20 protein-coding genes and 6 pseudogenes are annotated in these 26,157 nt (G+C 32.3%); 14 read left to right on the top strand and 12 right to left on the bottom strand.

Translation table 11 applies throughout. From position 1 onward, the window contains the following. Positions 1-46: 46 nt before the first annotated feature. Positions 47-271, bottom strand: a pseudogene (locus tag Q3V31_RS25565) (DDE-type integrase/transposase/recombinase); the annotation flags it as partial. Here Q3V31_RS25565 and Q3V31_RS25560 point away from each other — a divergent pair. Together Q3V31_RS25560 and cdiI are read left to right on the top strand one after the other, a co-directional pair. Next, a complete protein-coding gene (locus Q3V31_RS25560) occupies positions 251-661 on the top strand; it encodes a CdiA family toxin C-terminal domain-containing protein (RefSeq protein ID WP_329767441.1) in 411 nt (136 codons plus the stop codon). The pseudogene Q3V31_RS25565 and the gene Q3V31_RS25560 overlap by 21 nt on opposite strands. 1 nt (position 662) lies before the next feature. Beyond that, complete coding sequence (gene cdiI, locus Q3V31_RS25555; RefSeq protein WP_097808833.1) at positions 663-1,049, top strand: ribonuclease toxin immunity protein CdiI; 387 nt, start codon at positions 663-665, stop codon at positions 1,047-1,049. Between the two features lie 58 nt (positions 1,050-1,107). On the opposite strand, the pseudogene Q3V31_RS25550 reads toward cdiI, so the two are convergent. The 3 genes and pseudogenes from Q3V31_RS25550 to Q3V31_RS25540 form a co-directional block, all read right to left on the bottom strand. Then, positions 1,108-1,200 (bottom strand): annotated as a pseudogene (locus tag Q3V31_RS25550) (IS3 family transposase); the annotation flags it as partial. A 325-nt stretch (positions 1,201-1,525) separates the two neighbouring features. Continuing rightward, positions 1,526-2,112, bottom strand: a pseudogene (locus tag Q3V31_RS25545) (IS4 family transposase); the annotation flags it as partial. Positions 2,113-2,146: 34 nt separating this feature from the next. Continuing rightward, a complete protein-coding gene (locus Q3V31_RS25540; RefSeq protein ID WP_000650501.1) occupies positions 2,147-2,713 on the bottom strand; it encodes a plasmid pRiA4b ORF-3 family protein in 567 nt (188 codons plus the stop codon). Between the two features lie 841 nt (positions 2,714-3,554). Here Q3V31_RS25540 and Q3V31_RS25535 point away from each other — a divergent pair. Genes Q3V31_RS25535 through Q3V31_RS25525 form a run of 3 tightly spaced genes read left to right on the top strand, consistent with a single transcriptional unit; the run spans position 3,555 to position 6,152 of the window. Further along, positions 3,555-4,583: an ABC transporter ATP-binding protein gene (locus tag Q3V31_RS25535; RefSeq protein WP_329767440.1), complete on the top strand. Its 1,029-nt coding sequence runs from the start codon at positions 3,555-3,557 to the stop codon at positions 4,581-4,583. Beyond that, on the top strand, positions 4,558-5,346 hold the full coding sequence (locus tag Q3V31_RS25530) for an ABC transporter permease (protein ID WP_000761064.1): 789 nt from the start codon (positions 4,558-4,560) through the stop codon (positions 5,344-5,346). Before Q3V31_RS25535 ends, Q3V31_RS25530 begins: the two co-directional genes overlap by 26 nt. A gap of 5 nt (positions 5,347-5,351) precedes the next feature. After that, entirely contained in the window at positions 5,352-6,152 is an 801-nt protein-coding gene (locus Q3V31_RS25525) for an ABC transporter permease (protein WP_090814569.1), read from the top strand. Positions 6,153-7,014: 862 nt separating this feature from the next. On the opposite strand, the gene Q3V31_RS25520 is transcribed toward Q3V31_RS25525, so the two are convergent. Next, complete coding sequence (locus Q3V31_RS25520) at positions 7,015-7,887, bottom strand: LysR family transcriptional regulator (protein ID WP_097808838.1); 873 nt, start codon at positions 7,885-7,887, stop codon at positions 7,015-7,017. 90 nt (positions 7,888-7,977) lie between these two features. On the opposite strand from Q3V31_RS25520, the gene Q3V31_RS25515 reads away from it, so the two are divergent. From Q3V31_RS25515 to Q3V31_RS25490, 6 genes are all read left to right on the top strand, one after another. Beyond that, a complete protein-coding gene (locus Q3V31_RS25515) occupies positions 7,978-8,286 on the top strand; it encodes a cupin domain-containing protein (protein WP_002094998.1) in 309 nt (102 codons plus the stop codon). A gap of 372 nt (positions 8,287-8,658) precedes the next feature. Beyond that, positions 8,659-9,303, top strand: coding sequence for a hypothetical protein (locus tag Q3V31_RS25510; RefSeq protein WP_097808840.1), 645 nt, complete (start codon positions 8,659-8,661; stop codon positions 9,301-9,303). 593 nt (positions 9,304-9,896) lie between these two features. Then, entirely contained in the window at positions 9,897-10,058 is a 162-nt protein-coding gene (locus Q3V31_RS25505; protein WP_000583969.1) for a hypothetical protein, read from the top strand. 389 nt (positions 10,059-10,447) lie between these two features. Continuing rightward, the gene (locus Q3V31_RS25500) at positions 10,448-12,652 is read left to right on the top strand and encodes a bacteriocin-associated integral membrane family protein (RefSeq protein WP_329767439.1); all 2,205 of its coding nucleotides are present in this window, start codon (positions 10,448-10,450) and stop codon (positions 12,650-12,652) included. A 9-nt stretch (positions 12,653-12,661) separates the two neighbouring features. After that, positions 12,662-13,300 (top strand): ABC transporter ATP-binding protein, encoded by a 639-nt coding sequence (locus Q3V31_RS25495; RefSeq protein WP_329767438.1) that lies wholly within the window; start codon positions 12,662-12,664, stop codon positions 13,298-13,300. 271 nt (positions 13,301-13,571) lie between these two features. Then, the gene (locus Q3V31_RS25490) at positions 13,572-15,005 is read left to right on the top strand and encodes an IS4 family transposase (protein ID WP_329767437.1); all 1,434 of its coding nucleotides are present in this window, start codon (positions 13,572-13,574) and stop codon (positions 15,003-15,005) included. A 228-nt stretch (positions 15,006-15,233) separates the two neighbouring features. On the opposite strand, the gene Q3V31_RS25485 is transcribed toward Q3V31_RS25490, so the two are convergent. Continuing rightward, on the bottom strand, positions 15,234-15,380 hold the full coding sequence (locus Q3V31_RS25485; protein WP_000424156.1) for an aspartyl-phosphate phosphatase Spo0E family protein: 147 nt from the start codon (positions 15,378-15,380) through the stop codon (positions 15,234-15,236). Positions 15,381-15,574: 194 nt separating this feature from the next. Between Q3V31_RS25485 and Q3V31_RS25480 the strand changes: the two are divergent. Continuing rightward, positions 15,575-16,247 (top strand): annotated as a pseudogene (locus Q3V31_RS25480) (IS6 family transposase). Between the two features lie 1,015 nt (positions 16,248-17,262). Here the strand turns inward: Q3V31_RS25480 and Q3V31_RS25475 are convergent. Beyond that, complete coding sequence (locus tag Q3V31_RS25475) at positions 17,263-18,246, bottom strand: DNA-binding protein (protein WP_329767436.1); 984 nt, start codon at positions 18,244-18,246, stop codon at positions 17,263-17,265. Positions 18,247-18,605: 359 nt separating this feature from the next. On the opposite strand from Q3V31_RS25475, the gene Q3V31_RS25470 reads away from it, so the two are divergent. Further along, on the top strand, positions 18,606-19,766 hold the full coding sequence (locus Q3V31_RS25470; RefSeq protein WP_329767435.1) for a tyrosine-type recombinase/integrase: 1,161 nt from the start codon (positions 18,606-18,608) through the stop codon (positions 19,764-19,766). An 88-nt stretch (positions 19,767-19,854) separates the two neighbouring features. On the opposite strand, the gene Q3V31_RS25465 is transcribed toward Q3V31_RS25470, so the two are convergent. After that, positions 19,855-20,022, bottom strand: coding sequence for a hypothetical protein (locus Q3V31_RS25465; RefSeq protein WP_170959315.1), 168 nt, complete (start codon positions 20,020-20,022; stop codon positions 19,855-19,857). Positions 20,023-20,280: 258 nt separating this feature from the next. Continuing rightward, positions 20,281-21,165 carry an Rpn family recombination-promoting nuclease/putative transposase gene (locus tag Q3V31_RS25460; RefSeq protein WP_329767434.1) on the bottom strand — a complete coding sequence of 295 codons (885 nt, stop codon included), beginning with the start codon at positions 21,163-21,165 and terminating at the stop codon, positions 20,281-20,283. A 318-nt stretch (positions 21,166-21,483) separates the two neighbouring features. On the opposite strand from Q3V31_RS25460, the pseudogene Q3V31_RS25455 reads away from it, so the two are divergent. Continuing rightward, positions 21,484-22,049 (top strand): annotated as a pseudogene (locus tag Q3V31_RS25455) (IS6 family transposase). Positions 22,050-23,451: 1,402 nt separating this feature from the next. Here Q3V31_RS25455 and Q3V31_RS25450 read toward each other — a convergent pair. From Q3V31_RS25450 to Q3V31_RS25440, 3 genes and pseudogenes are all read right to left on the bottom strand, one after another. Continuing rightward, positions 23,452-24,990, bottom strand: a complete 1,539-nt coding sequence (locus tag Q3V31_RS25450; protein WP_329767433.1) for a M56 family metallopeptidase — start codon at positions 24,988-24,990, stop codon at positions 23,452-23,454. 2 nt (positions 24,991-24,992) lie between these two features. Then, positions 24,993-25,343: a BlaI/MecI/CopY family transcriptional regulator gene (locus Q3V31_RS25445; RefSeq protein ID WP_371399362.1), complete on the bottom strand. Its 351-nt coding sequence runs from the start codon at positions 25,341-25,343 to the stop codon at positions 24,993-24,995. A 696-nt stretch (positions 25,344-26,039) separates the two neighbouring features. After that, positions 26,040-26,157, bottom strand: a pseudogene (locus Q3V31_RS25440) (IS6 family transposase); the annotation flags it as partial.

The following is a 26,157-nucleotide window of genomic DNA, read 5'->3' as shown; positions in this document are numbered from 1 at the left end:
AAAGTTTGAAAAAATCATAAACAGGTTGGTAAATGAGGAACAATGTCTAGGAAGTAGCTAGTAATTGTTGAAGTTCATTGTACGTTGAAAAGGCGGAGTCTCTTCGAAGACTTCGCCTTTGTTTATATAGGGCATGAATGGTCTCAATACCTTTAATCGTACGTGAAGTATGACGAAGATTTTGAAATTCTGCGGATTTGACAAAATGCTTCTTTACATGCCTATGATCCTGTTCAATAAGATTGTTTAAATGTTTAATAGTAGCTCTAACAAATATGAGTTGGGACCTGTTGTTAAAAAGGAACATCCAGATATAAATGGAATTTTTGATATAGAATATAAAGTAAAATATGAGAAAATGGATTATACAGGGAAAAATGGGACAGGTGAATACAAAGTAATACCTAATGGAGATAAAGTGTATAAAAAGACAGTGTATGATCCGAAAATTATTTCAAATGATGAAATAATAGCTTTAAGCAAAAAGGCTATGGAAGAAGGTTTAAATAATAAAAGAGAGATTCCATTATTAAAACAAAAAAAGATAAAAATACAAGGACAAGCAGACTATAATGGAAAAAACTTAAAATTTGAAGGTATTATGAATTCAGAAACTGGAGAGATAGAGAATGCTTATCCAGTATTAGATTGGGTGGATTAATATGAGCGTATATGAGGAATTTATTGAAATAATGAAACAGAGAAATTTGAATAAAGAGGCAGTTATTGATGTTTTGAATATATATGTAAATGGACGTAACTTTCTACAACACCTAGAAGATTTTAAAAGTAAAGATGGCGAGCGTCGGGAATATAATGGAGTAATTTATTCAGATGAATATGAACAAGATGATGAGGAGTATTTTGGACAAAATAAAGTTTTATTTTACTCTGGCGATGGTGATGATGACTACGATATTGTGAATTATGATGAATTGTACCAGTATTTAAGTGCTGCATGTGAATTTTATATAGGAAAAAATCCTGAAAAGAAAGCGATTGCTGAAGAGTTGTTGATGAAAATTAAAGAGAAATATAATATTAAATAAGTAATAGTAAAAGCACTTCTGAATAAATGAAGTGAACCGAAAAAGCTAGACACATATTTTAAGCAACTAATGAGGAATGCGTTCTGTATTGCACAGGGCTCATTCCTTTTAATTTTGTTTTAATTCGGTCATGCTTATAGTAGTGAATACATTTTTCGAATTTAAAGTGTCCCATACTTTCGAACTCAGAACTGTTATGAATTTCAATTAAATCACTGTTCACCTTAACTCTTTCTCTTCTTTTTTCCTTTTTTTATTTACCTGTATACCTCTTTCTGACTGTACTACCACGAAATTTTCCGATTTCACATAAAGTAAATATAAAGTAGCTAATATAGGGGTCCCGCCACATCACTATCAAGCTAAGCTCATGTAACGTCGATGATAAGCAGATTGTTTCTTTTTTTGAAAGTCTATATGTAGATGCTTTAAAGATTTGCATACGAAATAAACCCTAACAGGTTTCCTTTTTTAAATTAAGCTGCTTGATTATCAGACAGGGTACAATTGTAAACGACACCTAATATATCAAAGACTGTTTTTTTTCATATCGATGAGATTTTCGCCCGTTTTGCTGTAGGAGATTGAACAGGCGAAGTAACACCTTTGATAGCTCTTGGGTGTTTTTTTGTATAGTTTGGAATAAAAGAAGAAAATAGTCTTTAATCATATATATGGCTTTATACTCACTAAGCTCTCGCTTTTTCTTCATGAGGAGCAATTGGCGCATTTGAAACATGATAGAAGAACAGAGTAGAATAGCAATCAATTGACCATATAAATGGCATTCCAATCGGTCTGGTTTTATCTTTTTACAATGATGGATTTGAAAGAATGACTTCCACGTTTTAAATAAAATTTCGATTTGCCAACGTAAAGAATACCAGTCATGTACCTGTCCCATCGGGACAATATCTGTAGGGATGTTTGTCATATATACATTGATACCACTGAGTCGTTTACTAGGAGGAGAATACTTCATTCCTTTCTTTTTTTCTCTTACAGCTTGATCTTGTAATCGTTTTTGTTGCTGTTGTTTTGTTAGGTTGATAGCGATGTGGCGATATCCCATAAATAAACTAGCATTCATTTAGCACTTAATCACAATAAGTTAATCCTTTATTAATTTCGTGTATGTCAAAGAAAGAAGGGTCAAAATTTAATAAATCCCATTCTGCGTAGATTTTATGTTGTGGGTGTGAAGAATCCTTTATCGCTTCTAAAAATTCAATATACCCTGGAATGCCCCCAATATCCTCTAATGGCGCTGCATTTTCTCCTCCTATACATTTTATTTCATCAGAAGGTTGATCAAATATCTTTTCAACATGAATCTGTAACAGCCAATGATCTCCAAAATCATATACATATTGAAAAGCCTGATCCGTTTTTCCGATATGTTGGTGTAGCATAGTTTTATCAGCATGTAGCATCGGGGACGACGTAGTCATTGCCAATGTATGAAAGGAAATGCTTGGATCAGGAGGAGATGAAATTACATATTTCCCCACAGTAAATTCAAATAAATGTTGGTGTTGCCACTGAAATAAGCATTGAATCACGTCATGTAAATCATCAAAGGATAAATCTGTCGGTAAACTAACTCTTCTCCAAATGGGGAAAGGACATCCCACTAATTCCAAGTGCAATTGATAACATTTCATTGGTGTTTCCTCCTGTTTTAAATGGATGGTATATGTCTAGTTATCATTTTCGCTGAAATAGTAAGAAATATAAAGTATAAATCAATAGGAAGAACAAAAAATCATGCTAGTGTACAAAGAATTCGTTGAAATGTCCCCAAATTGTGTCTAAGCGTACAATTTTCCCGAAATGCTATGGTGAGGCCTAATAAGGATTCTATTTTTTTTGCATTAAATTTCTACAAATAAAAAAAGATAAGATCGGAGAATACGATCTTATCTTCAGCACAAGGGGTAGCACCACATGCCCATCAAGCTAAAATTTTATAGCACCCCCAGAACGAAATTTTTATCTCTCTACAGTTATTTATGTGAATTCAGATCGTTTTTTTGTTTTGTGTGATAATTAGTTTTTTAACTTGATGGCGATAGGGAAAACGCTTTTCGTGTAAGCGTCAAATATTCCCCACCTACTATTTTTATTGTATATTTTAGAGTTACTTGATGTTTACTCTATTCGAGAAAGAAAAGCATCTAGAGAGTTAATTATGGGAAAAAGGTCGATATGGAAGAGGCTTGAAAAATTACATAAAAGATATTAGGTCAAGGAAAAAAGGTCTTTGCGTGTGGTTTGTTTCCACACACTTAAATCTGTTGATTATATTTAAATGCTCCTGTAAAATTATACTAGTTTCCATTAATGCAAACGCTTTCGTTAAAAGGAATGTTAGTTTATAATCTACAATTAATCTTTATTTTATGGGAGGCAGGTGTAGTAGGGTGAAGGTATTTATTTAATTGCTATCATACTTTAGCTGTATAACGGCTAATATTTGTAAAAGGGGAAGTAGGGGATTTATAAATGATTGAAGTAAAGAATGTTACGAAAAGCTATAAGATTTTAGAGCGAAAGCCAGGTTTAATGGGTGCAATAAAAGCTTTAATAAAACGGAAATATTATGATAAGCAGGCAGTGCAACCGATTGCTTTTTCTATTAAAAAAGGAGAAATGGTTGGGTATATCGGATTCAACGGTGCTGGAAAGTCAACCACTATTAAGATGCTGTGTGGAATTTTAACTCCAGATACTGGTGAAATTAAGGTAAATGGAATTATGCCATACAAAAATAGGCAGGAAAATGCTAAAAATATTGGAGCTGTTTTTGGACAACGGACACAACTTGCTTGGGATATACCGGTGCGGGAGTCTTTCGAACTATTAAAACATGTTTATGAGATTCCAGAAACAAAATATAAGGAAATGTTGCATTTATTTGAAGATGTACTGGATCTCGGAACTTTAATGCCATTACCTGTTCGTCAGCTATCACTCGGACAAAAAATGCGTTGTGAGTTGGCTGCTGCTTTTCTTCATCAACCTTCTGTTGTATTCCTAGATGAACCTACAATTGGTTTAGATATTGATGTAAAGGAAAAAATACGTAGTTTTATTAAGGAAATGAATAAGAAATTGGACGTAACAGTTGTATTAACTACTCATGATATGCAGGACATAGAAGAACTTTGCCAGCGAATTATTATTATTGATAAAGGATCTATTATTTATGATGGGGACTTACAAGATCTAAAAGATCGTTTTTCTTATAACCGCATCCTATCTTTAGAATTAGAAGAGCACACAATGTTTGAGATTCCTGTATCATTACAAAATTACATAGTGGTACAGAAGAATGAAGCAGAAAATGAATCTCGCGTAGAGTTAAGTTTTCACACAAAGACAGTTTCATCGGAATTTGTGCTTTCCGAACTTGCAAGGCACAATAAAATATCAGATTTGACGATTTCAAACCCCAAATTAGAGACAATTATTAAAGATCTTTATCAGCATGGAGGTGAGGAATCCCTTGAAGAAATATTGGGAAATGCTTAAAGTGCAGATAAAGCTAGATACCTCATATGCAGCGTGGTATTGGGCGGGTACATTTGCAATTATCGTTAAATTATGTACGTTGTATTATTTTTGGACTGCTGTATACGAGAATAAAGAGACTGTTGGAGCACTTTCACTATCTAATATGCTAACTTATATGGTTATAGCTTTGTTATTGGAACAATACGTATCTGGAGTAGGAACCAATTTAGCGAGAATGATTAAACAAGGTGATATAGCATTGGAACTTATGAAGCCATATCATTTGTTAGATAAACTTGTAGCGATGGATATAGGGCAAAAAATTTCTAATTCTATGCGTACAACATTCCCTATGCTACTGTTTGCCGTCTGGTTTGTAGGAATTCAACTACCACAATCAATGGAGTCTTTTCTATTATTTACGGTAAGTGTAGTTTTAGGGATTTTAATTGGAACTCAACTAGATCTTATTATTGGTATATTAGCTTTTTGGACCGTTAATATATGGGGACTTCGACTTCTACGAGAGTCTGTTCTTCAATTTTGTTCCGGAGCACTTGTCCCATTATCGCTTTATCCACAATGGTTTCAAGAAATTAGTATGTTTTTGCCTTTTCAGTCTATGGTCTATATACCTGTTTCTATTTATACAGGTTCTATTTCAGGTACCCAGGCTTATACGGCAATTGTGACACAATTCATATGGTTAATCTTTATTACAGTACTTGTTAGATTTTTATGGACTTTAGCAATCCGAAAAATCACAATATTTGGGGGGTGATTGAATTGTTGCAAACTCTTAAACGATACTCATTCTTATACATTGTCTATTTTAAGCAACACTTAAAAGTTATGATGGAATATAAAGTAGACTTTTTAATAGGAATTTCTTCAGTCTTCATTCAACAATTTGCCGCTATCTTTTTTTTAAAAGTGGTATTTGATCATATTGAGAATTTGAAAGGGTGGAACTTTTATCAAATTCTCTTAATCTACGGTATTGCGTTTGCAGGAAGGGCAATACATCACATTTTCTTTGATAATTTATGGACGATTGGATGGCAATACATTCGGACAGGAAATTTAGATCGTTTGCTAATCCGTCCTATTAACCCGCTGTTCCAAATTATAGCGGAGCGTGTTCAACAAGATGGAATAGGGCAACTAATAATAGGGGGAATGGTTCTTTATTATTCCATTAGTAATCTAGATATTGCAATTTCATTGGGAAATGTACTAATACTCATCATAATGATTATTTCAAGTGGTCTTATCTTTGTTGCATTAAATTTATTTTTTATAACATTTTCTTTTTGGATGACAGATAGTCTCCCTGTTGTATCAGCAGTATTCAATTTAAGTGATTTTTCGCGGTATCCGATTACAATTTATAATAAAGTTATCGCATTTATCTTAACGTTTATTATTCCTTACAGTTTCACATCCTTTTATCCAGCTGCCTTTTTCTTCGATAAGGGGTATAAATGGGTATCTTTGTGTACACCACTCGTTGCTATCATACTATGTTTCATTTCTTATCGTTTCTGGAAATATGGATTAAGTGCATTTACTAGTACAGGAAGTTAATCTTAAGGATTGTATGTAAGAAAGTCGGTTGGAAAAACAATTCGTTCTATTTCTAATTAACATAGAGAGTTAATTCAGAAGGAGGTAAGCAATTGGAACTGAAAAGAACCAGTTGTATTATTTACGTATCAAACTGTAAGTCGGCATATGATTTGAGATAAATGTTGTTTGGGCTAGTAGTGATAAATTTTCACATAAGGAGCCTAGTTATGGAGAAACATATATTAGAAGATTATTGTTGAAATCAGCCTGGAGCAATTACATGTTATAAAAATTAAAAGGAGCAGTACCCCATGCTCAACAACTTAAGAAAAATAAACGCCCCCAAAACGAAAAAAATGAGCTGATTCCTCAGAGTAACTACCTGTAGAGAATGAAAATTTTCGTTTAGGGGTTACTTCAAAACCTTAGCTTGATGGCGGTACCCCATCTATAACTTTATTATTTGTAAACAATAATCGCAAAGTTGCACTTTTTTCAGAAACACCAGGAACATGAGCTGCAGATGCTCGAGCTGGCCAACAAAAACAGTTCATATTGCGTGATACGAAAAGTAGCCACAGGGTTTTAATAAACCACATGGCTACTTTTTTAACATTATTTTACCATAGCTAATGCTGAAGCTTGCTCATCGATAACGATATCCAATTTCAATACCAGAATTTTTGTAAGTAATTGTATTGTATCGATACGCGGAATTACTTTAGCGCCTTCAATTCTCGCGATAGCGGACTGTTTTAATCAGGAAGCATGGCGAGCTCTATTGCACATAACTAATAAATCCCATAAATATTTTAGCAAAAAATCTTTTAGGTACCAAGGCAGATTTGCTTGACAAACATTAGCTGGTTTTTGTGCTTGTTTAGCAGGATGAAAATATGTTAGCTACCAATTTTTCTGTAGCAGGGCTGAGGACTTTATTTTTTTTGCGGATTAATCCAACAGGTAAAGCGAATGAAATATCATCGATGTCACGAATAGCGTATTGATGTGAATTGGTAACGAAATTGCTAGGTAGCATAGCAATACCAAACCCTTGTAATACAAGATTTAAAACCATCTCCATGTTTGCTGCATCGTAATTAGAGTGTAAATGAAAGCCATGATGAAGAAAAACATGCTCTATTTTTCGCCGATAATCACACAATTGTCCAGTTAAAATGAAATTTTCATCTTCCAAATCGCACATGTAAATTTTTTCTTGTGTAGATAATGGATGGTCGATTGGCAGTATTAAACAAAGCTTTTCTTCATATAGCGGATAAAATTCAAGATTTAATTCTGGTGATGGAGGGGGACATACGGCAATATCAAGTTCGTTAGCGATAATCCGTTGACTAAATTGTTGGGTTACGCCACTTTCGATGGAAAGACAAATTTGTGGGTGTTCTTTCATAAACGTTGTTAGTACGGAAATCAAATTTGTTTTGCCAATGGAATCAATTGCTCCAATTCGAATAAGTCCTTTCTGACCGATCGAAAATTCTTTTGCGGTTTCGGTGATTACATCCACTTGATTTAATAAAATATCTGCCTGTTCTTTCACAAGTCTTCCGGCTTCGGTTAGCACCATTTGTTTTCCTTTACGCTCAAACAGTTTGATGCCGAGTTTTTCTTCTAATTGATTGATGTGTAGGGTGATGGTAGATTGTGCGTATTGCAGCAGATTTGCTGCTTTTATCTGACTACCACATTGGACAACAGCTTGAAATGTCTGTAACAAACGAATTTCCATAATTCATTCCTCCTGAAGAATAGTTCATTTTTGTTCATATTGACCAATATATCATCGTAAATTACTATTTGTATAGAAGGAGATGATAACATGAAAGATTTATTTTCCGTTGATATCACAAACAGTGAGTGGAAATTTGTTATGGATGGTATAGAACAAATTCCATTACGAGATGAGAATGGTGAACTGCGTTATGTCGTGCGATTTGCACCGGGGGCAAAATTCCCTCAACATACGCATAAGGATACCGAGGAATTATTCGTATTAGATGGAGCTCTTATCAGTAATGATGTTGAGTATGGAGCAGGTTCTTATCTCTGTTATGGACCTAATACAGAACATGAACCATGGTCTGAAAAGGGTTGTTTGGTTCTTGTAATGGAACGTAATGCTGGATAGTGTTTTTCTGTTTTTTATGTAGGAAATTATTAATTTTTATTGCTTTCATGCAAACATTGCCACATAGAATGGATAACCTTCATTCTAAGAGGAAACCGCTCGAAAAGGAGCGGTTTTTTTATGTTGTGTGCCCACATCGCTATCAAGCTAAGATTTTTAATTACCCCCAGAACGAAAATTTCATGCATCATTGACTACTGATAATGAGACGTTATGTTAACCTCACATGCATTGAATATACATCCAAATTTTATAACAAATCGTTTGTTCCAAATGGTACAATTAGGAAGAAAGAATTATGAATCAATAGGAAAACGTAAAAAGCTAATTGAAACGCGAGTTTGAGGCGATAGCAGCAGAATGGAGGATATTATTATAAAAATCGATAGAGATGGTGAAGCCTACTGGAGTGAAACCATTGATTTAGGTGTTTTAGGTAAGTTCAATAGCATTTTTATAAATTTAGATGGATGCGATATAACAGGGGCGACGGATGATATGTCCCAAGAAGAGAAGATAGAAAAAGCTACAAAATATTATGGTAATAGATTCAAGGAGTTAGAAGCAAATGTGGGTTTTATAAATGAGCAATTTCTAATGTGGATTATAACGCACTTATGTGATATAGAATATCCATTTTGGGAATTTGGTGATGAAGATGAAGGCAGTGAAGATTATCCAGATTATATAGTTAAAGAAGAAATAAAAAAATTCGAAGATGAAAATGGACAATTGAAACATGATCCGTATAGTCCAAGTCCGATTTATAAAGAAATTCAGGAATATAATGCATATAATAATGAAGATAATTTATCAAGCTATGAAATTATAACGAAATATTTACCAGTTCTTGATTTTAAAAAACTTGTAGATACAATTAGAGCTAATAGCATAGATACATATGAAAATAACATAAACTTTCAAGTGAGTAGCGAGGTTTGTGGTGGTATGTTACTTTGTGCTACTTACGGAACAATATATACCAATAATGAGCTAGAAGTTACGCATAATTGTTAATACAAAAGTGATTGGTGGGGGATCGCCACATATCCACCAACTTAAAGAGTACTTTTAGAGACTTTTCAAATGAAAAAGTTATTTATGGTTATCTTAAAAATTCATCTATTAGCAAGGTATCTTATGAATCCACTTCGGGACATATAATAAATTCAGATAAATATTTACCTAACGAATCAAAGTATAAAGGATGGAGTTTATGGTACATAATCCTTCCTAATAAATTAGACGATGGTCCAGAATCATTAGACTTTATTAATACTGCTTTAGAGTTTAAAGATATAAATGGAACTATTATAAAATATAAAAACTGATCATCTAAAAACAACTTCTGATAACGAAAATTATTTAAATAAGCTGTCCATATGGGCAGCTTATTGTATTTTTTGCTTAGCGTATGTTTTCGTTAAAATGTTGGCGATACGACTCATATAAGTAAATGGGATACTACTGTATTCTCACTTTTACTTATCCACTTGTGACAAGAGTATAGGTATATTTCTTCAGGTGGTATATTTTATCAAATTTAGTATTTACACCCTAAAACGGTATTTAACTATGCTATGCTCTTGATAACAATATTCCATAGGAGGATGATTATCATTAACGTACTTTTAGGTATTATTGGAGCAATTGTTTTACTCGTTTTTGTTGTCCATCCAGGTGTCCCTGATAAACGTGTCCCTCTAAAATCCAAACTAGCAGTAATCCTTCCATTGATTGTTATAGCCGGTCTAATTTCCTTGTATATATAACTTTAACAAGTACTTAACAAACAACATTAAGATAGGTAGAAAAGTATATTTAACAACGCTAAAAGTATTTCAATGCAACACAATTTAAAACATGACGAAAATGGTTAAAAACTCTTAACGTGGTTTTTTCTAAAATGCTGACGATACCCCATGCCCATCAAGCTAAGAAAACAAGTCACCCCCAAAACGATAAAAAGTGAACTTTATTACTATAAAGTTCACTTTTTATCGTTTTGGGGAACATCATAAAATCTTAGCTTGATGGAAATGGGACGGTACGCCATTTTGAAATGAAAAATAATAATTGAAAATAAAGTCATATAGACAACATTAACTATAATGTTTAAATTTTTCCAAAAATACAATAAAATGTGATAGAGGGGGATGTCATGAAAAAAGTTGTTGTGTTTTTTCTTATTGTAGCTTCTATATTGTCAGGATTTATTGCATTTCAACAAACCGATCATAAAGAGTTTGAAAAAATGGAAAAGGTAGAACGGAAGATAGGGAAAGAGTTCGTTATCCCAGATGTGCTGCTTTTTAGCAATCCTAGTGAAATCTATCCTATATTGCTTGAGGCAGCGAAGGAGTCACATACAAATATTTTTCGTACAAATGTTACGTATCATGAAGATGAACAGGCAGAAATTTTGAAGTATGTGTTACTAACAACTGAAACGATATATTTTAAACAGTTTCAGTTAAGTGGGGAGAATGTATTAGAGCCAAAAGACACATTCCAAGGCAATGCTTTTTTATCGACAGTACATACGAAAGATACAAAACAAAAGGGAGTAATAAAAGATTTTGGAGATAATCATGAGATTACAATTAAACCGCTTCAAACGTCGTACGAACATTTACCTATGGCAGGAAGATATGTTGTAGAAGGAGTAGATGATAAATTATACAATGCATTTTTAAAGCTTTTCTCTAAAAAGCTAAATCAGCATTTTAAGCCAAAACAGTATATTGTTGCTGACGATTTCAAACGTAATCTTAGTAATAACGAAGAAACTTTTGATTCACCAATAAGTTATTTATCGTATGTTCAATATATCGTGTTTATCGTACTCCTATGTTTTCTCATTTATTATGTATTTAACGAAGCGAAAAGAATTGGTGTTATAAAAATGCATGGCGTATCGAATGGACGTTTATGGTTTATTGTTTTAGGTAGAACCATTGTTAGTATGTTTATTTTATCGCTATTCATTTCCGTACTTGCAGCTGCTTTCATAAAAAATGTAACTTCGGGGTTTATATACACCATAGTGCTCGATCAATGCAAAACGTATTTTATCATTACAATAGTGTCTCTCGTTTCATATTTTTATATCGCCAAAATTAAAGTCAATCAAATTATTAAAAATAGAAAAGATACGAAAGGCATATTTGTATTCAATACACTATTAAAAGTTACCTGTTCTATTTTATTTGTTTTATTAGGGACGCCTATTCTAGAACAATATATTACAGTGAAAGAAAAACAAGAGAATTTAAAAAACTGGGAGAAAAACAAAGATTATGGTGTCTTTAATCCACTGTTTACTGGAAATGATGAAGGTCAACAAGGGATGCATAAAACGGAGTCAAGTATAAATGGTGATCTGTATCCTATTTTAAATAAATTGGGAGCGGTATTAATTGATTCTAAGGATTATGAAGAATTAGAGTTTATTATAAACAAGGATTATAAAGGAATTCGGTCAGTTACAGTGAATAATAATTATCTTCACGAATTTCCGCTATATGACATACATAATCACCGCGTGCAAGTTACAGAAGATATGGAAAATTGGATTTTATTAGTACCTGAAAAATATCAGAACAGAGAAAAAGAAATTCTTCGTTATTTTGGAGAATGGAGAAAGCCAGCAATAGAATATGAAGAAAAAAAAATGCATAGAGAGTTCCCAAATCATTTACGAAATCGAAAAATAGATATTATTTGGATAAAGAACAATCAGGAAATCTTTAGTTTCAATCCAGATGTATATAAATCTAATCATAATAAGATTAAAGATGAGATTATTGAGGTTATGACAGAGAAAAATAGTTTTGTTGGAGAACGAGACCTTATATTAGGAGGAGGAGCGAACGATCCTTTAAAGATTAAGTTAATTGACAGAGATGCAGGATTAACTTATAAGGCTTTGGAGCCAGAACTTAAAAGGCTAGGACTAGATGATAATTTAAAATATCTTGTAACAGTTGATCAAAATATTTTAAAAGATATATACGATTTGCAAAAAACAGTGAAAATGCTATTGACGGTTACTGGTGGGCTAATTGTCGGTATACTATTTTTGGTCACGCAAAATATTATTGTGTATTTCAATAAAAATCAGCAGAAAATAGTGGTCCATCGCTTATTTGGCGTAAGTTTTTTTAGAACCTATAGAGGATACATGTGGTTATTTATATTGACATGGGTCTTACAACTATCAATTTGCTTCATCGTAAAACAAGAGTTTGATATAAAATTTCTTGCAGTAGTGGCAATGCTTATATTAATTGAATTTACCGCGTCAATTATCGCATTAATCACTATGGAACGAAGAAATAAAACAACGGTGGTAAAGGGAGGTTAATATAAACGAATGCAATATATATGTGAACTGATAGATGTTAGTAAAAGTTATGGCAATCATGCGGTTTTAGATGAGTTTAATTTGAAAATTTGTGAAGGGGAAATGGTTGCGATTACAGGGAAAAGTGGATCTGGTAAAACAACGATTCTTAATATTATGGGAATGCTTGAAAATCCAGATAGCGGAGTCGTTAAATTGTTTGGTGAAGAGAGTCCTAGAATGAATTCTAGTAAGGCAAATAAGCTTCTGAGAACGAAAATGTCGTATCTCTTTCAAAATTATGCACTCATCGACAATGATACTGTAAATAAAAATTTAGAAATTCCCTTGATTTATGCGAAAAAAACAAAAAAGGAAAAGAAAGAATTAAAAACAGTCTCCTTAGAAAAAGTTGGACTCAGCGTATCATTACAGCAAAAAATACACGAGCTCTCAGGTGGTGAACAACAAAGAGTCGCCATAGCAAGGATACTCCTAAAGCCGTGCGAGTTAATATTAGCCGATGAACCAACAGGCTCTTTAGACGATAACAATAGAAATGAAATTATACAAATTTTAAAAAATCTAAATAAAGAGGGGAAAACAATTGTTATTGTCACCCATGATCCATATGTAGCAAAAGTATGCAATAGAGTCATTGAAATATAATTTTTGCGGAAATGAGAATATTAAGGGGAGAGGAAAAGATGCATATACAACAATTCAATCAAGGGGTTCCACCCTATGTCCATCAACTTAAGAAATTAATTATTCCCCTAAATAAAAAAATGAACTGAATTTTCATGGACAACTATGAAGAGATAAAACTTTCGTTTGGGGTACCGCCACATTACTATCAATCTAAGATGAATTTATACCAATAATTCATAGAAAACGTTATTCTTTTTGTAGAAATATACAGAAAGGATGGCGTTTTTGTATGAATCTATCGATTCAAGATGAGTTTTATTTGTTCGCTGAAGAACTACAGCGATATCTATCTCCACATATTCTTCAACAACTTGGCCAAGAGACAGGTTTTGTAAAACGTAAAAGTAAGTATGGCGCACGAGATTTGGCTGCTTTATGTATTTGGATCAGTCAACATGTAGCAAGCGATTCTCTTACTCGATTATGTAGCCAGCTTTATGCAAATACAGCTACACTTATGAGTCCAGAAGGACTTAATCAACGTTTTAACCGATGTGCTGTTTTATTTCTACAGCGTGTATTTTCCCTTTTAATCAAAAGCAAACTAAACGATTCGTCTCGAATCTCAAACCAATACACCTCTTATTTTCAACGTATACGTATTTTAGATGCTACTATTTTTCAAGTACCCAATCATTTGGCTCCTATTTATCCTGGTTCAGGAGGATGTGCACAAACAGCCGGTATTAAGATTCAGCTAGAGTATGATTTACATAGTGGAAAATTCCTGAATTTTCAAATGGAGCCAGGTAAAAATAATGATAAAACCTTTGGTACAGATTGTTTAGATACCTTACGCCCAGGAGATTTATGTATTCGAGATTTAGGATACTTTTCTCTAAAAGATTTAGACCAGATGGATCAACGAGGGGTGTTCTATGTTTCACGGTTGAAATTAAATAATAGAGTATATGTGAAAAATGAATCTCCAGAATTCTTTCGGGATGGGACAGTAAAAAAGCAATCTTTATATGCTTTACTTGACCTTGAACATATCATGCATCAGATAAAACCAGGAGATACTTATGAAATTCGAAATGCCTATGTTGGACAACAAAAATTACCCTCACGAGTTGTAATATACAGACTCACATCAACTCAAGTTCATAAACGTAGGAAACAGCAAACTTATGTTGAAAAGAAAAAAGGGGTTACATACTCTGAAAAAAGTAAACGTTTAACAGAAATCAATGTTTATATTACCAACATCCCATGGGAAATTGTTCCGATGGAACATGTTCACGAGATTTACTCTCTACGTTGGCAAATAGAGATTGTATTTAAAACATGGAAATCTCTTTTTGGTATCAATCATTGTCACAATATTAAGCGAGAGCGTCTAGAATGTCATCTTTATGGACAATTAATCGCTATTTTTCTTTGTTCTTCCACTATGTTCAAAATGCGACAGCTGTTACTACAGAAAAAACAAAAAGAATTAAGTGAATATAAAGCAATTTATATGATTCAAGATCATCTGTACTTAGTATATGAAGCTATACAACAAGACACTCAAGAAGTATCAAAAATTTTTCTTCGTCTGTTTGACCTCTTACAGAAAAACGGACGGAAATCCCATCGATATGAGAAAAAGACAGTTTTTGATATTTTAGGCGTTGTTTATAAGTGCACTGTATCCAATCTAAATAAAAAAATTGCATAACTTTTAAAAATACACCTTATTAAGGTTTATTTGGAATGCGTATTTTTAAAAACAAATAAACAAAATATCAAGCATGTAGGCAACAAGAACGGAAGTTCATGGAATACCCAACCTTAGCTTGATGGGCATGTGACGATACCCCATGCCCATCAAGCTAAGATTTTGAAGTAACCTGTTCTGTTAGGTTGATGGCGATGTGATACTACCCTTGAAAGAATTAATTCTTTGCTATTTTTTCATGAACTTAAAAATTAAACAATCTAATTCTTGGCTTAATGTAAGTACTTTTTTATGTTTGATACCATATTTGATAGCGAGTTGAACTAATTCTTTCTTTTTATCTTCTATCACACTATGTAGCCTTGTTAATTCCATCTAAAATCTCCTTTATACCTATCGTACTAATTAGAAAAATATTCAAATAAAAAACAAGACTGATAATGACAGTCTTGTCTTAACAACACATATACAAAAAATGGTTCTGGTGCGAAAACTTCAAGATAATTGCAAGTAATCTCTAAATCTTGGACATACTGATACTATTACTCTAAAAAAGGTGTGTGATCAGTATGGAAAAGGAAAGTTTGTTTAAATGGAAGCATTATCAGCCTGAGATTATTTTGTTAACAGTAAGATGGTACCTACGGTACAAACTCAGTTTTCGTGATTTGGTGGAAATGATGGAGGTACGGGGTTCATCAGTATGGTCCTGAATTAGACAAACGGATCCGACGTTACCTCAAACAAACAAATGACTCTTGGAGAGTTGATGAAACATATATCAAATTAAAAGGTCAATGGATGTACCTGTATCGTGCTGTTGATTCGAACGGAAACGCAATCGATTTTTGCCTAAGCAAAACAAGAGATCATAAGGCTGCAAAGCGCTTTTTCAAGAAAGCTTTGCGGTCTTTTCATGTTTCAAAGCCACGTGTGATAACAGTCGATAAGAATCCAGCTTATCCTATAGCAATTGAACCGTTAAAAAAAGAAAAAAGCATACCTAACGGTATGCGACTTAGACAACAAAAGTACTTGAATAACATAGTAGAACAAGATCATCGCTTTATAAAGAAGCGAATCCGTTCTATGCTAGGGTTCAAAAGTTTTGACACAGCTACATCCATTCTTTCTGGAGTAGAAGCTATGCACATGATAAAAAAAGAACAGATTGATTTATGGGATCAGTCTGTCCAAAGTCAGAAAGAATTCATCCATCAATTGTTTGGACTTGTAGCATAAAATACAATTCTGTTAGGAATATATGCGTTTTACTGGTTTTCATTTTATCTTTGCACCAGAACCAAATATATAATAAATACATGCTAAAAAAGGAACCATATGTGTTTTTTATATTTTATAAAGCAAAAAATATAGAGTGGATTTGGATGTTTTTTTGAATTAAATACAAAGGAAGGTTGCATAAACTGGCATTTTTTTCTCTCATATCTCAAAAATCAAGAATACTCTTTCTTTTGAGATATGAAACATTTTTAGCTTAGAATTAAAACTTGCTATCTATCAAAATATTAATCCCGTAATATAAATCTTAAATAACAGAAATAAATCTTTTTTAGTAAAAGATACAGTGCCCATCCAAGATCGGTTTAATTCATGACGTTATCCATAACACAAGAAAGTTCCCTTTTTCATCTCAATGACATAAGAATACTCTTCACTTTGAGATAAAGATTTAATGAAATTCTTAACTACCTATAATATAACTTATGTTAACTAATTCAAAGTAAGTTACAGTAAACATTGGTATATCAAGTATTTTTGTCTAGCAACACAATACATGCCTCTCTTCATATAATTAATAGGCCCAATTCTTTTTGCAACATAACTTTTTCTATTAAGAAACTTTGTAATAGAACCTCTTTTTAGGTTCTAGTGTGAAAATAAAAGGATCTGCTAATTGATTTTTTCTGTACATCACAAAAAATCAATTAGCAGATTCACCTTTAAACATTCTTAAGCATAATAACAATACAATTATACCAACGATAATTATCATTGCTTACAATCAATTCTGATGAGTATTTTGTAATTTTAATAAAAATCTCGTATGAAAATGTATTTTTGCTCATACATTTCAGATAATTGGAATTATGCTAGAATGTAACCGCCTGATTTATCTGATTAATAAAATGTACTTCTATTTTTAAAACATTTCTAGATTATTGCAACAAAAAGAGAACCACTAGAAGTACAGTAGTTCTCTTTGAAATGTTATCTTCTTAATGTGATAAAGATTTTAGCTTTTATACAACATATGTTGATTAATTTTATCTCGGATTGCGCTTGCAATAAATTCTTCAATAGAACTGTTCGTTTCATTGACAATCTTTGTGATTGCATGATATTCATTGCTTGTTATGGTTACTGCCTTAGTGACACTACTGCTATCTAAATACACACTATTATTAACACGTCTTGTTAATTTTCCTTCTATTATATATGGGGTTAAACAATCAATCCATTCTATCTGCATTTGCATTGGTAATTGAACAATCGATTGACGAACATCAAAGTACCAAAAACCATCTTCCTCAGAAACCTTAATATTTCTTGGTGATACATACTGTAGTACTAAGTCAATTAAGTGAAAAATGTTACTCCGCAATTGATCTGATTTAGGAAAACGGAATTTTACAAACTTTTGATGATGACTTCTTGGTTTATCGGATAGAACATATGCAGGCTTATACCCCACTTTAATTGCATCTTCTAGTGTCATATTGTTTCCAAACTCATCAATAAGCACAATATCCCCACGCTTCGGAATCGATATAATGCGTGCTAATTTATTACCTTCCATAAATTTTTGGAACAATACTACTTTATACTTTTGTGAGAATGTATATAGAGTATTGGTCTGATCCAATTGCTGTACCAATCTATTTATTTCTTCCTCATGTACAAATTTAGTCTCACGATTACGATGTTTCTGTATAGTACAAGTCAAATCCCCTTGTTCTATCCACTTTTCAAGTTGATACATGCTCACATTATAATCTTTGGCTGCCTGATATAAGGTAATTCCTTCTGTCTCACGATCTTCTTTCAACTTTTCTATGTCTTCTCGCTTAAATAAAAAGCTACCATCTAAACGCCAGGTCTCTCGATTAATTGGATTTAATTGTTCTTGTTTCATAAGAGTATTAAAAATGAAACTACTAATTCCTAAATAAGCTTTTACTTCATTTGTATTCATATTCATATCCTGTCTTTCAAACATACCTTTTCCCCCTATGTGTAAACTTCTGTTATCTGAAATCAATAATTTTATTATGTAAAGTTAAATTTCTAAAAATATATAGTTCAAATTAATTATAACACAATCAATAATTAATTTATTTCTAAATATATATGAAATTAAAATTCAATTTCTAATTAAATTATCTTTTATATAATTATAAATTGTATAAAAGATAATTTATAAAAACAAATAGATAATAATCATAGAAAATGTGAGATTTTCTATAGTCATATGATACTTTCATTTTTATAAAATTTAATTTTGCTATGTAAATAATTTTGAATGCAATTCAGTTATAATAATAGATACAAAAGAAATTAATAAGGAGTTGAATGACAATGAAATTTGAATTGATTACAATTCATAGTGAAACTTCTTTAGAAATTATAGAGAAACAAAAACAAAATTTCGCAAACATAATTGCAGTATGGAATCGCGATTATATAAATGAAGCTGAATTTAAAAAGGAAAATAACGAAAGAGAAGATTCATATACATATGAGGGATTTTCAGATGAAGAAATATTGTACTACTACTTAAATCGGCAAACACATTTTGACCAAGAAAAACGTATAAAGGATGCATCCAGGACTCTATATGCACGTGATCTAAGCCAGTTCTATTTTTTCATCAAACAAAGCACAGAATTTCTACAGCAAGATGTTAAAGATTATGTAATTGGCCAAGTTTGGAGGAATTTAAGAAAACGACATATCCGAAACTACCAAAAGTGGTTATCCCAGGAGGCAATCTCCTATCAATCAAAAGAAAAGTACAAAGCATCTACGATTAGTAGAAAACTTGGTGTAATCCGCTCTTACTTGAAATGGTTGTATGAAATTCAATATATCCAGGAACCTCTTCATGTAGAGATTCTAAGTACGACCGTTAATAAACAACATAAACCAAAACGCGAGTTATCATATGAGGAAGTGAAGCATCTGCTTCATTACTATAAGGGCAATGAAATCAATTACGCTTTATTATCGCTCCTGGCTACTACGGGATTACGTGTTGCAGAAGTCGCTCATGCCAAATGGAAAGATCTTGAGTATGACGCTATACGTGGACGTTACTATTTAACAGTTGATACAAAGGGAGATAATGAACGGATTGTTTCTATTAATAAGGACATTTTTAATCGTATTGTTGCATTTCGAATCCGGAGAAGGTTACCTGTAAACATTGGGAATAAAAATGGTGGGACTATATTTCAAACAAAGAACCATACTGCTTATAGAGAGAATTACTTGTCACAATATATTTCTAAAATTATTAAGGATACCAAGTTACCTTTTACAGAGAATATACGAATTACCCCTCACTTCTTTAGACATTTTTATGTACAGTACTTATATGATTACAAGGGGCTAGCACCTCATGTCATAGCGGCTGCAGTTGGCCATAAAAATGATAGAACTACAAAAGAAAATTACTTGAAGCAAAGACTTACTAAGGATAATGATGTAGGGAAATTAATTGGTGATGATGAATTTTAATATGTAATTAATATATAATAAATTCGAAATAGGACAAGGTGAAACAAATATCCAGTTTCACCTTGTCGGTTTGAATTGCTTTAAATATTTACACTGCATAGACTTCAATTTTTGTAGGATTAGAAAAACGGCGTTCTAATTCTTTTTTGATTTTTTCAATAGCAAAGAACGCTGAAGATGCATATACAGTAATCACTTTTTTTATAAGAGTATTACCTGTTATTAAAATGTATCTAACTGAATATGATGAAATCATACTCTCACCCTTTCATATGTCTATTGTGTTTTAGATATATGCCGATAGGTGTGGATATATTCTCAAAAAATATAAAATGATATTGTGAGCAGAATGAAAAATAACAAAAAGTTGATTTAGAAAAAGCACTGCCGAAGTCTTCAGCAGTGCTTTTCGATTAGACGTACTACGATAATGGGCGTTTACTTTCTTCTATACGTTTGCTCATGAATAGAATACAAATTTGTATTTAACAGAGTTTCTGTATGTTTTTATTATTTACTTTAATTTCAAGATACGTTCTATTTCCTCCACACTTAACTTACTTGCTTTTGCAATAGTTTCAAGCGGTACGCCAATTTCATGCATCCCTCGAATCATTTGCATCTTACCTTGCTCAATGCCTTTTTCCATACCCTCTTGTTCCGCATGAGCTAGCTTAGCTTGTTCATCTAGAAGTAATTTCTCTCGAGCCTCATATGCTGTTCGGAAAGAAGAATCATGGCTCAGATTTTCCCATTTATTTATTGCCTTTTGTAAAATTGGATCTTGATTCATCGCAATCTCCTCCAATGTTTGAGTTAAATGTTCGTCTTCATGTGCTGGTAATAATAACATCCAACGAACAAATGAATTTTCCCACGGGTTTACTTTTTCCTCACGCCATTGTTTTACTAATTTTGGTATCTCTACAAAATGAATTTCAATGTCGTCACTTAATAGTTGCTGCATTTTTGTATTCCATAATTGTCCGATGGTATGAAATGCGTCATCCTGAGAAAACAAAATAAAGTCTAATAAGTTAATGGCGATTGTTTTCCGAAGTGAACGATATGGCATCCCTTCTTGCATTTGGGATGTATAAAGTTTACTCCAATAATATAAAGATCGCTTCACCATATCATGTGTATTCCGAAGCTGAATTTCGATATTTACTTGCGTCCCATTATCTAGTGTTGCTAATAGGTCTAAAATCGATAACTTATCATCCTCATAAGATTTATGGAGGTGTGGATCTTCTAGTTGTAGCGTTGTAATAGGTGCATCTAAAGATTCTTCTAGAATTGCATTTAAGAAACCCGTTAGAATTTCCTCATTTCCTTTCGTCCCAAATAACTGTTTAAAAGCAAAATCTATGCGTAAATTTACTAATTTAGTGGACATGGATTTCCTCTCCCTGTCTATATCATCTATTATTCTTATTGTACATAAAAAAAGGTAGAACATGCAAACAGGCTCTTACGCTACCGCACATAAGAGCTTGCCTGAATCCATAAAAAATTGGTGGTTCTGGTGCAAACCTCGAATGCTGTCAAAATATACACAAAAATATGAGAGTAACTACGAACATTCAATCTTTACAAAGTATAAAAATACAGAGATCCAAGTACAGAAAAAGTACACATATTATTGTTAGGGTTCTGTTGCAAAGTTTTCTAAATGAAGCTACACTCTAGAAAAAAGGAATGAGGAGAATCACAAGTGCGATATTTTAAAGGGAAACAGTTCAGGAAAGATATTATTTTGGTAGCCGTTGGCTATTACTGTCGTTTTTCTTTAAGCTATCGCGATGTATCTGAGATTCTACAAGAACGAGGAATTTCCGTTCATCCTACGACAATCATGCGTTGGGTTCATGAATATGGAAGTCTGATCTATCAAGTCTGGAAAGAGAAAAACACGTGATCATCAAGCAGCTTATATGTTCATGAAGCGACTTGTCAAAGCTTTTGGAGAACCAACGGTTCCTTACTACAGACAAGGCTCCAGCCTTGCTTTGTGCGTTCAAAAAACTGAAAAAGAACGGCTTTTATGCGCGTACCAAACATTGTACCATCAAGCATCTCAATAACCTGATTGAACAGGATCATCGACATGTAAAGCGGCGCTTTGTCAAATCTTCTGGATTCCCAAATCTTCGTCATGCTTCACGTACTATAAAAGGTATCGAGACCATTCATGCCCTATATAAACAAAGGCGAAGTCTGCAAAGAGACTCCGCCTTTTCAACGTACAATGAACTTCAACAATTACTAGCTACTTCCTAAACCTTGTTCCTCATTTACCAACCTGTTTATGCTTTTTTCAAACTTTGCAACAGAACCGCAAATCCAAATGGTGCAAATCAGCAATTTACAGTAAAAATATATGCTATCACCAATTAATTTTTTGAAAGGTTACTTTATCTCTCAGTCAGCTTAAGCAGTTCAATTACCTTATGTATCAAAAGAACAATCTCTCCAAGTATGCTATATTAAAGGCAACAAAGAATCCAGCGAACTTGAAAAAATTTTATGTTACATATCTTTAGGATTATAAAATAATAAAATAAAAATGCTTTTATTTTATAAAAATAGTCGAAATAAAAATTAATAAACCGCTGACTGCCCTAAAAATAAAAGTACTATAACTAAATTTTCATTCCATTTTGGTAATTGATTCATGTCACCTTTCTTGATCTCGTTCCCCGTTACTTTCATATCAGTACATAATCATATCACCTTTCTGTATATATAATTTACTTATAGCATAGGCGTTCTTTCTTGATTTCAAATAACTACTTATGACCAACGAGCAGTAACTATTGTATCTTAATGATCCTTATAGCATAGAAAAACTGACAGTAAAACACATTCTGTTTTCCAGAAATAACGCTGTAAAATCAATAAGTAATGGTTGATTCTCCTATTCTTTCTCACAACTAAAAGACTGTAATAATAATCATTACAATAACTACCCATAAACTCCATATATACTACAGATTATGTTTGTATGATACATATATCAATAGAAAGGGATGATATATGTTGCTGACAATTTATATAATATACCTGTTTTTATCAATTGCTATCATGCTTTTCTTATTTACAAGCACACTCGGTTAATTTTATTGATTATATCAAGCTCGCTTCTTTTCATCAAAAAAACAAAAAGGAACAATAGAAAAGGCATTTGAAATCCACTCTTTAACCAATTTCCATAATATTTCATTACTTAGTATTCAATTGAAAATAATATTTGATTAAGTTTTAATAACTGCTTACAACACAATTAAAGGCTAAGCTCATCACCACAGATTATAACTGTAAAAGCATGTATGACAACATTTCACTTCCAATTATTAATAAACATAATAGGGTACAGAAAAACATCCTTTTAGTATAAAATTCTATGAGGTATCTAACAAATGAAAATAGAACCTGCCTTACTACGCCCATCAAGCCAAGTTTTGGTGTTCTATGAACTTTTGCCTACAGAATTATTATTTTGATATGCTTGCCAAATAATTCTTGTTGGATAAATATATCTCACCGAAATTTTTTAGCAAACAAATGAAACTCATTTTTAAATAAAAAAGCCATTCTTTCTATAGATTTCTATAAAAAGAATGACGCTTTCTATTAATTATGAGCATAAATTCATCTTAGATTGTTGGTAATATAACTAGACTTATTCCCATGCAGCAAATGCTACATAATCTTCTTTACCATATTTGTTTTTATATTCATCTGCGTGAATTATATCAACTTCTCCAACATGTTCTGGCTGAAATCCTGTTCCATCTCCATTATCAATAGGTTTCACTAGAGAAACTAACATAAGCCCCGTAACTTCAGATTCTTTAGAAGTTTGCTTCAACGGAAGACCTTTAGATTTAAGATATTGCTTTTGTTTCTCGGTAAGTTTAAGTACTGCTGCTTCTGAAATATCTGTGTTCTTTTTACTTTGCTCAAGCTTGTCCATCTCTGATTGTTTTGCGACTTCTTCTGCCTTACTCTTTTCAATCTTGTCCATTTCTAATTGTTTTGCGACTTCTTCTGCCTTACTTTTTTCAAGATTATTCATTTCTTCTGGTTTAGCAGCTTGTTCAATTTTATTTTTTGTAGCCTTTGATTCACTCTTAAGCTCCTCAGCACTTGCATTCATTAAAGAAAAAGTAGATATACCTAATACAGCTGTCAATCCTAAAGCTGACCAACGATACGATTTTTTATTGAATTTTTTAATCATAACAATTCTCCTTTTTAATGCTTTTTTATTTTTACTTAGATTTGCTAAACTAGGCATTTGATAATAATTTGAATAGTGTTCTAGTAATGTAATAATTGTATGCCCATATTCGATTTTTTCTTCCGAATCAATAAAGGTAAGAGCCAATGCATCACATGCAATTTCTTGATCTTCGCGCATTGAATAATAGGCATACCAAAGGATTGGATTAAACCAATTTAGTATAAGCAAATGATGCATAAGCCAATTAACCCCAACATCTTTACGTTTAAAATGAGCTAATTCATGATAGAAAATAAACCGTAGCTGATTATCATTTAATCGTTGTATATGCTGTTCACATAATAATATTCTAGGTTTTATAAATCCAAGGAGTGTCGGACTAGCAATCTTGCCGGCTAATTGCAAAGGAATATCCTCTTTTATAGACATCGTTTCTTTACAACCTTCGAAAATATTTAAAATTCTTTCATCTGTTATAATTAGTTGCTTTTGTATGTATAAATATAAACGTCTATTTGCAATTAGTGTTAAAGCCCCTAAACAAAAAACACCTAGCATCCATACATATAAACAGATTTCATACATTGATATGTGTTTGGCACCCTGTTCTTTTTCTTTGGAACCCGATTCAACTGGTGATTTATTGTAATCACTTGAATTAACAGTATACTTCGCAGGTCCATTCATCACTTTTAAACCAGAAACATTCGCTTCCTTCTGAATTAGAGAAGTAGAAGTTTCATATCCATGTGAAAGTATGGAGTATAGGCTATAAGAACTATCCGGTGACCAGGGTAAAAGTAATCTTACAATTAGAATTAACCACAGTGCATAATGCCATCTTGCCGTTAATTGATTCCTTAGTAGAACTTTGATACATAAGATAAAACCTACCAATATACTGGCCATAATAGTAGTTTCTAACAGCCACTCAAAAAAAGTAGAGAGATACGTCTGTATTAACACATTTATCATAATTATGATCCCTCTTTTTGATTACTTTTATCATCTAGAATACGTTTGAGCTCATCGATCTCTTTTGAAGATAGCTTTTCATCTTGTAAAAAATTAACAAGCAACGGTTTCAAAGCAGCACCGTAAAAACGCTTAATAAAAGATTTAGTTTCTACTTGTAAATATTCATCTTGTGAGATTAAAGGACCATACATGTACGTTCTTCCTATTTTCTGCTGAGAAAAAACAACTTGTTTTTGAACTAACCTATTGATTAATGTTCTAACTGTTTTTGGATTCCAATCCATTTGTCCTTCAAGAGCTTGAATTACTTCATTTGCCGTTTGTGGAGATTTTGACCAAAGGACTTTCATTACTTCTAACTCAGCTTCAGATATCTTAGGTATTTTTTTCACGTTTCCAATTTCCTCCTCCCTATGATTACAAATGTAATCCTAAAGTCGATACTACATTTGTAATCTTAAATTTGCAACCCCTATTTTAATATTGGAATAAATAACTTAAAATAGGGATATCATTAAATAAATATAAGACTACAAATGTAATCTTATATTTAGATTACATTTGTAGTCTCGATTTGTCAATCTCATTTAATCCCCCCTAATACAACATCTCCATATGTTTTAAGTAAATCATTATACTTTAATTAGTTATGTATATTCTTCCCTTTTTCTTTGCAAGGTAACCTGTTCTAGCTAGTTGGATAAAAATATGGCGACACCCGTTCGCCATCAAGCTAATAAAACTTAGATAGCCCTAAATCAAAAAATGGGAGTAAGCCAGTTATATATATCAATCCAAAGTTCTTTTCATACAAGAAAACAAATATTTCTTCCCCATATTAATGAGAAATTTCTATTATTATCAATCAAACCGAAATTAGGGGAATTTAGTTTAAAAAAAGCGTTCTTCTTTTTCTAAAAAGCTAAATTATTAAATTTTAAAAAATATATATCTTTTGGTTCACTCCTACATATAAAACAATTGGCTCTGGTGCAAAAATAAAACAAAAGAGAATAAAGCATATATATTCTTAACGGAATCGTATCTTATGTTGCAAGTCCAAACAATTGATGGATGAATTCTTTTTGATTTTGGACAGACTGGTTCCGTAAAGCAATCTGTTCTTTTTTAATCATATGCATGGCTTCTACTCCAGAAAGAATG

It is taken from the genome of Bacillus nitratireducens, assembly GCF_036320425.1.
In the GTDB taxonomy this organism is placed as follows: domain Bacteria; phylum Bacillota; class Bacilli; order Bacillales; family Bacillaceae_G; genus Bacillus_A; species Bacillus_A nitratireducens.
This window is presented reverse-complemented; position numbering and strand designations above follow the sequence as displayed.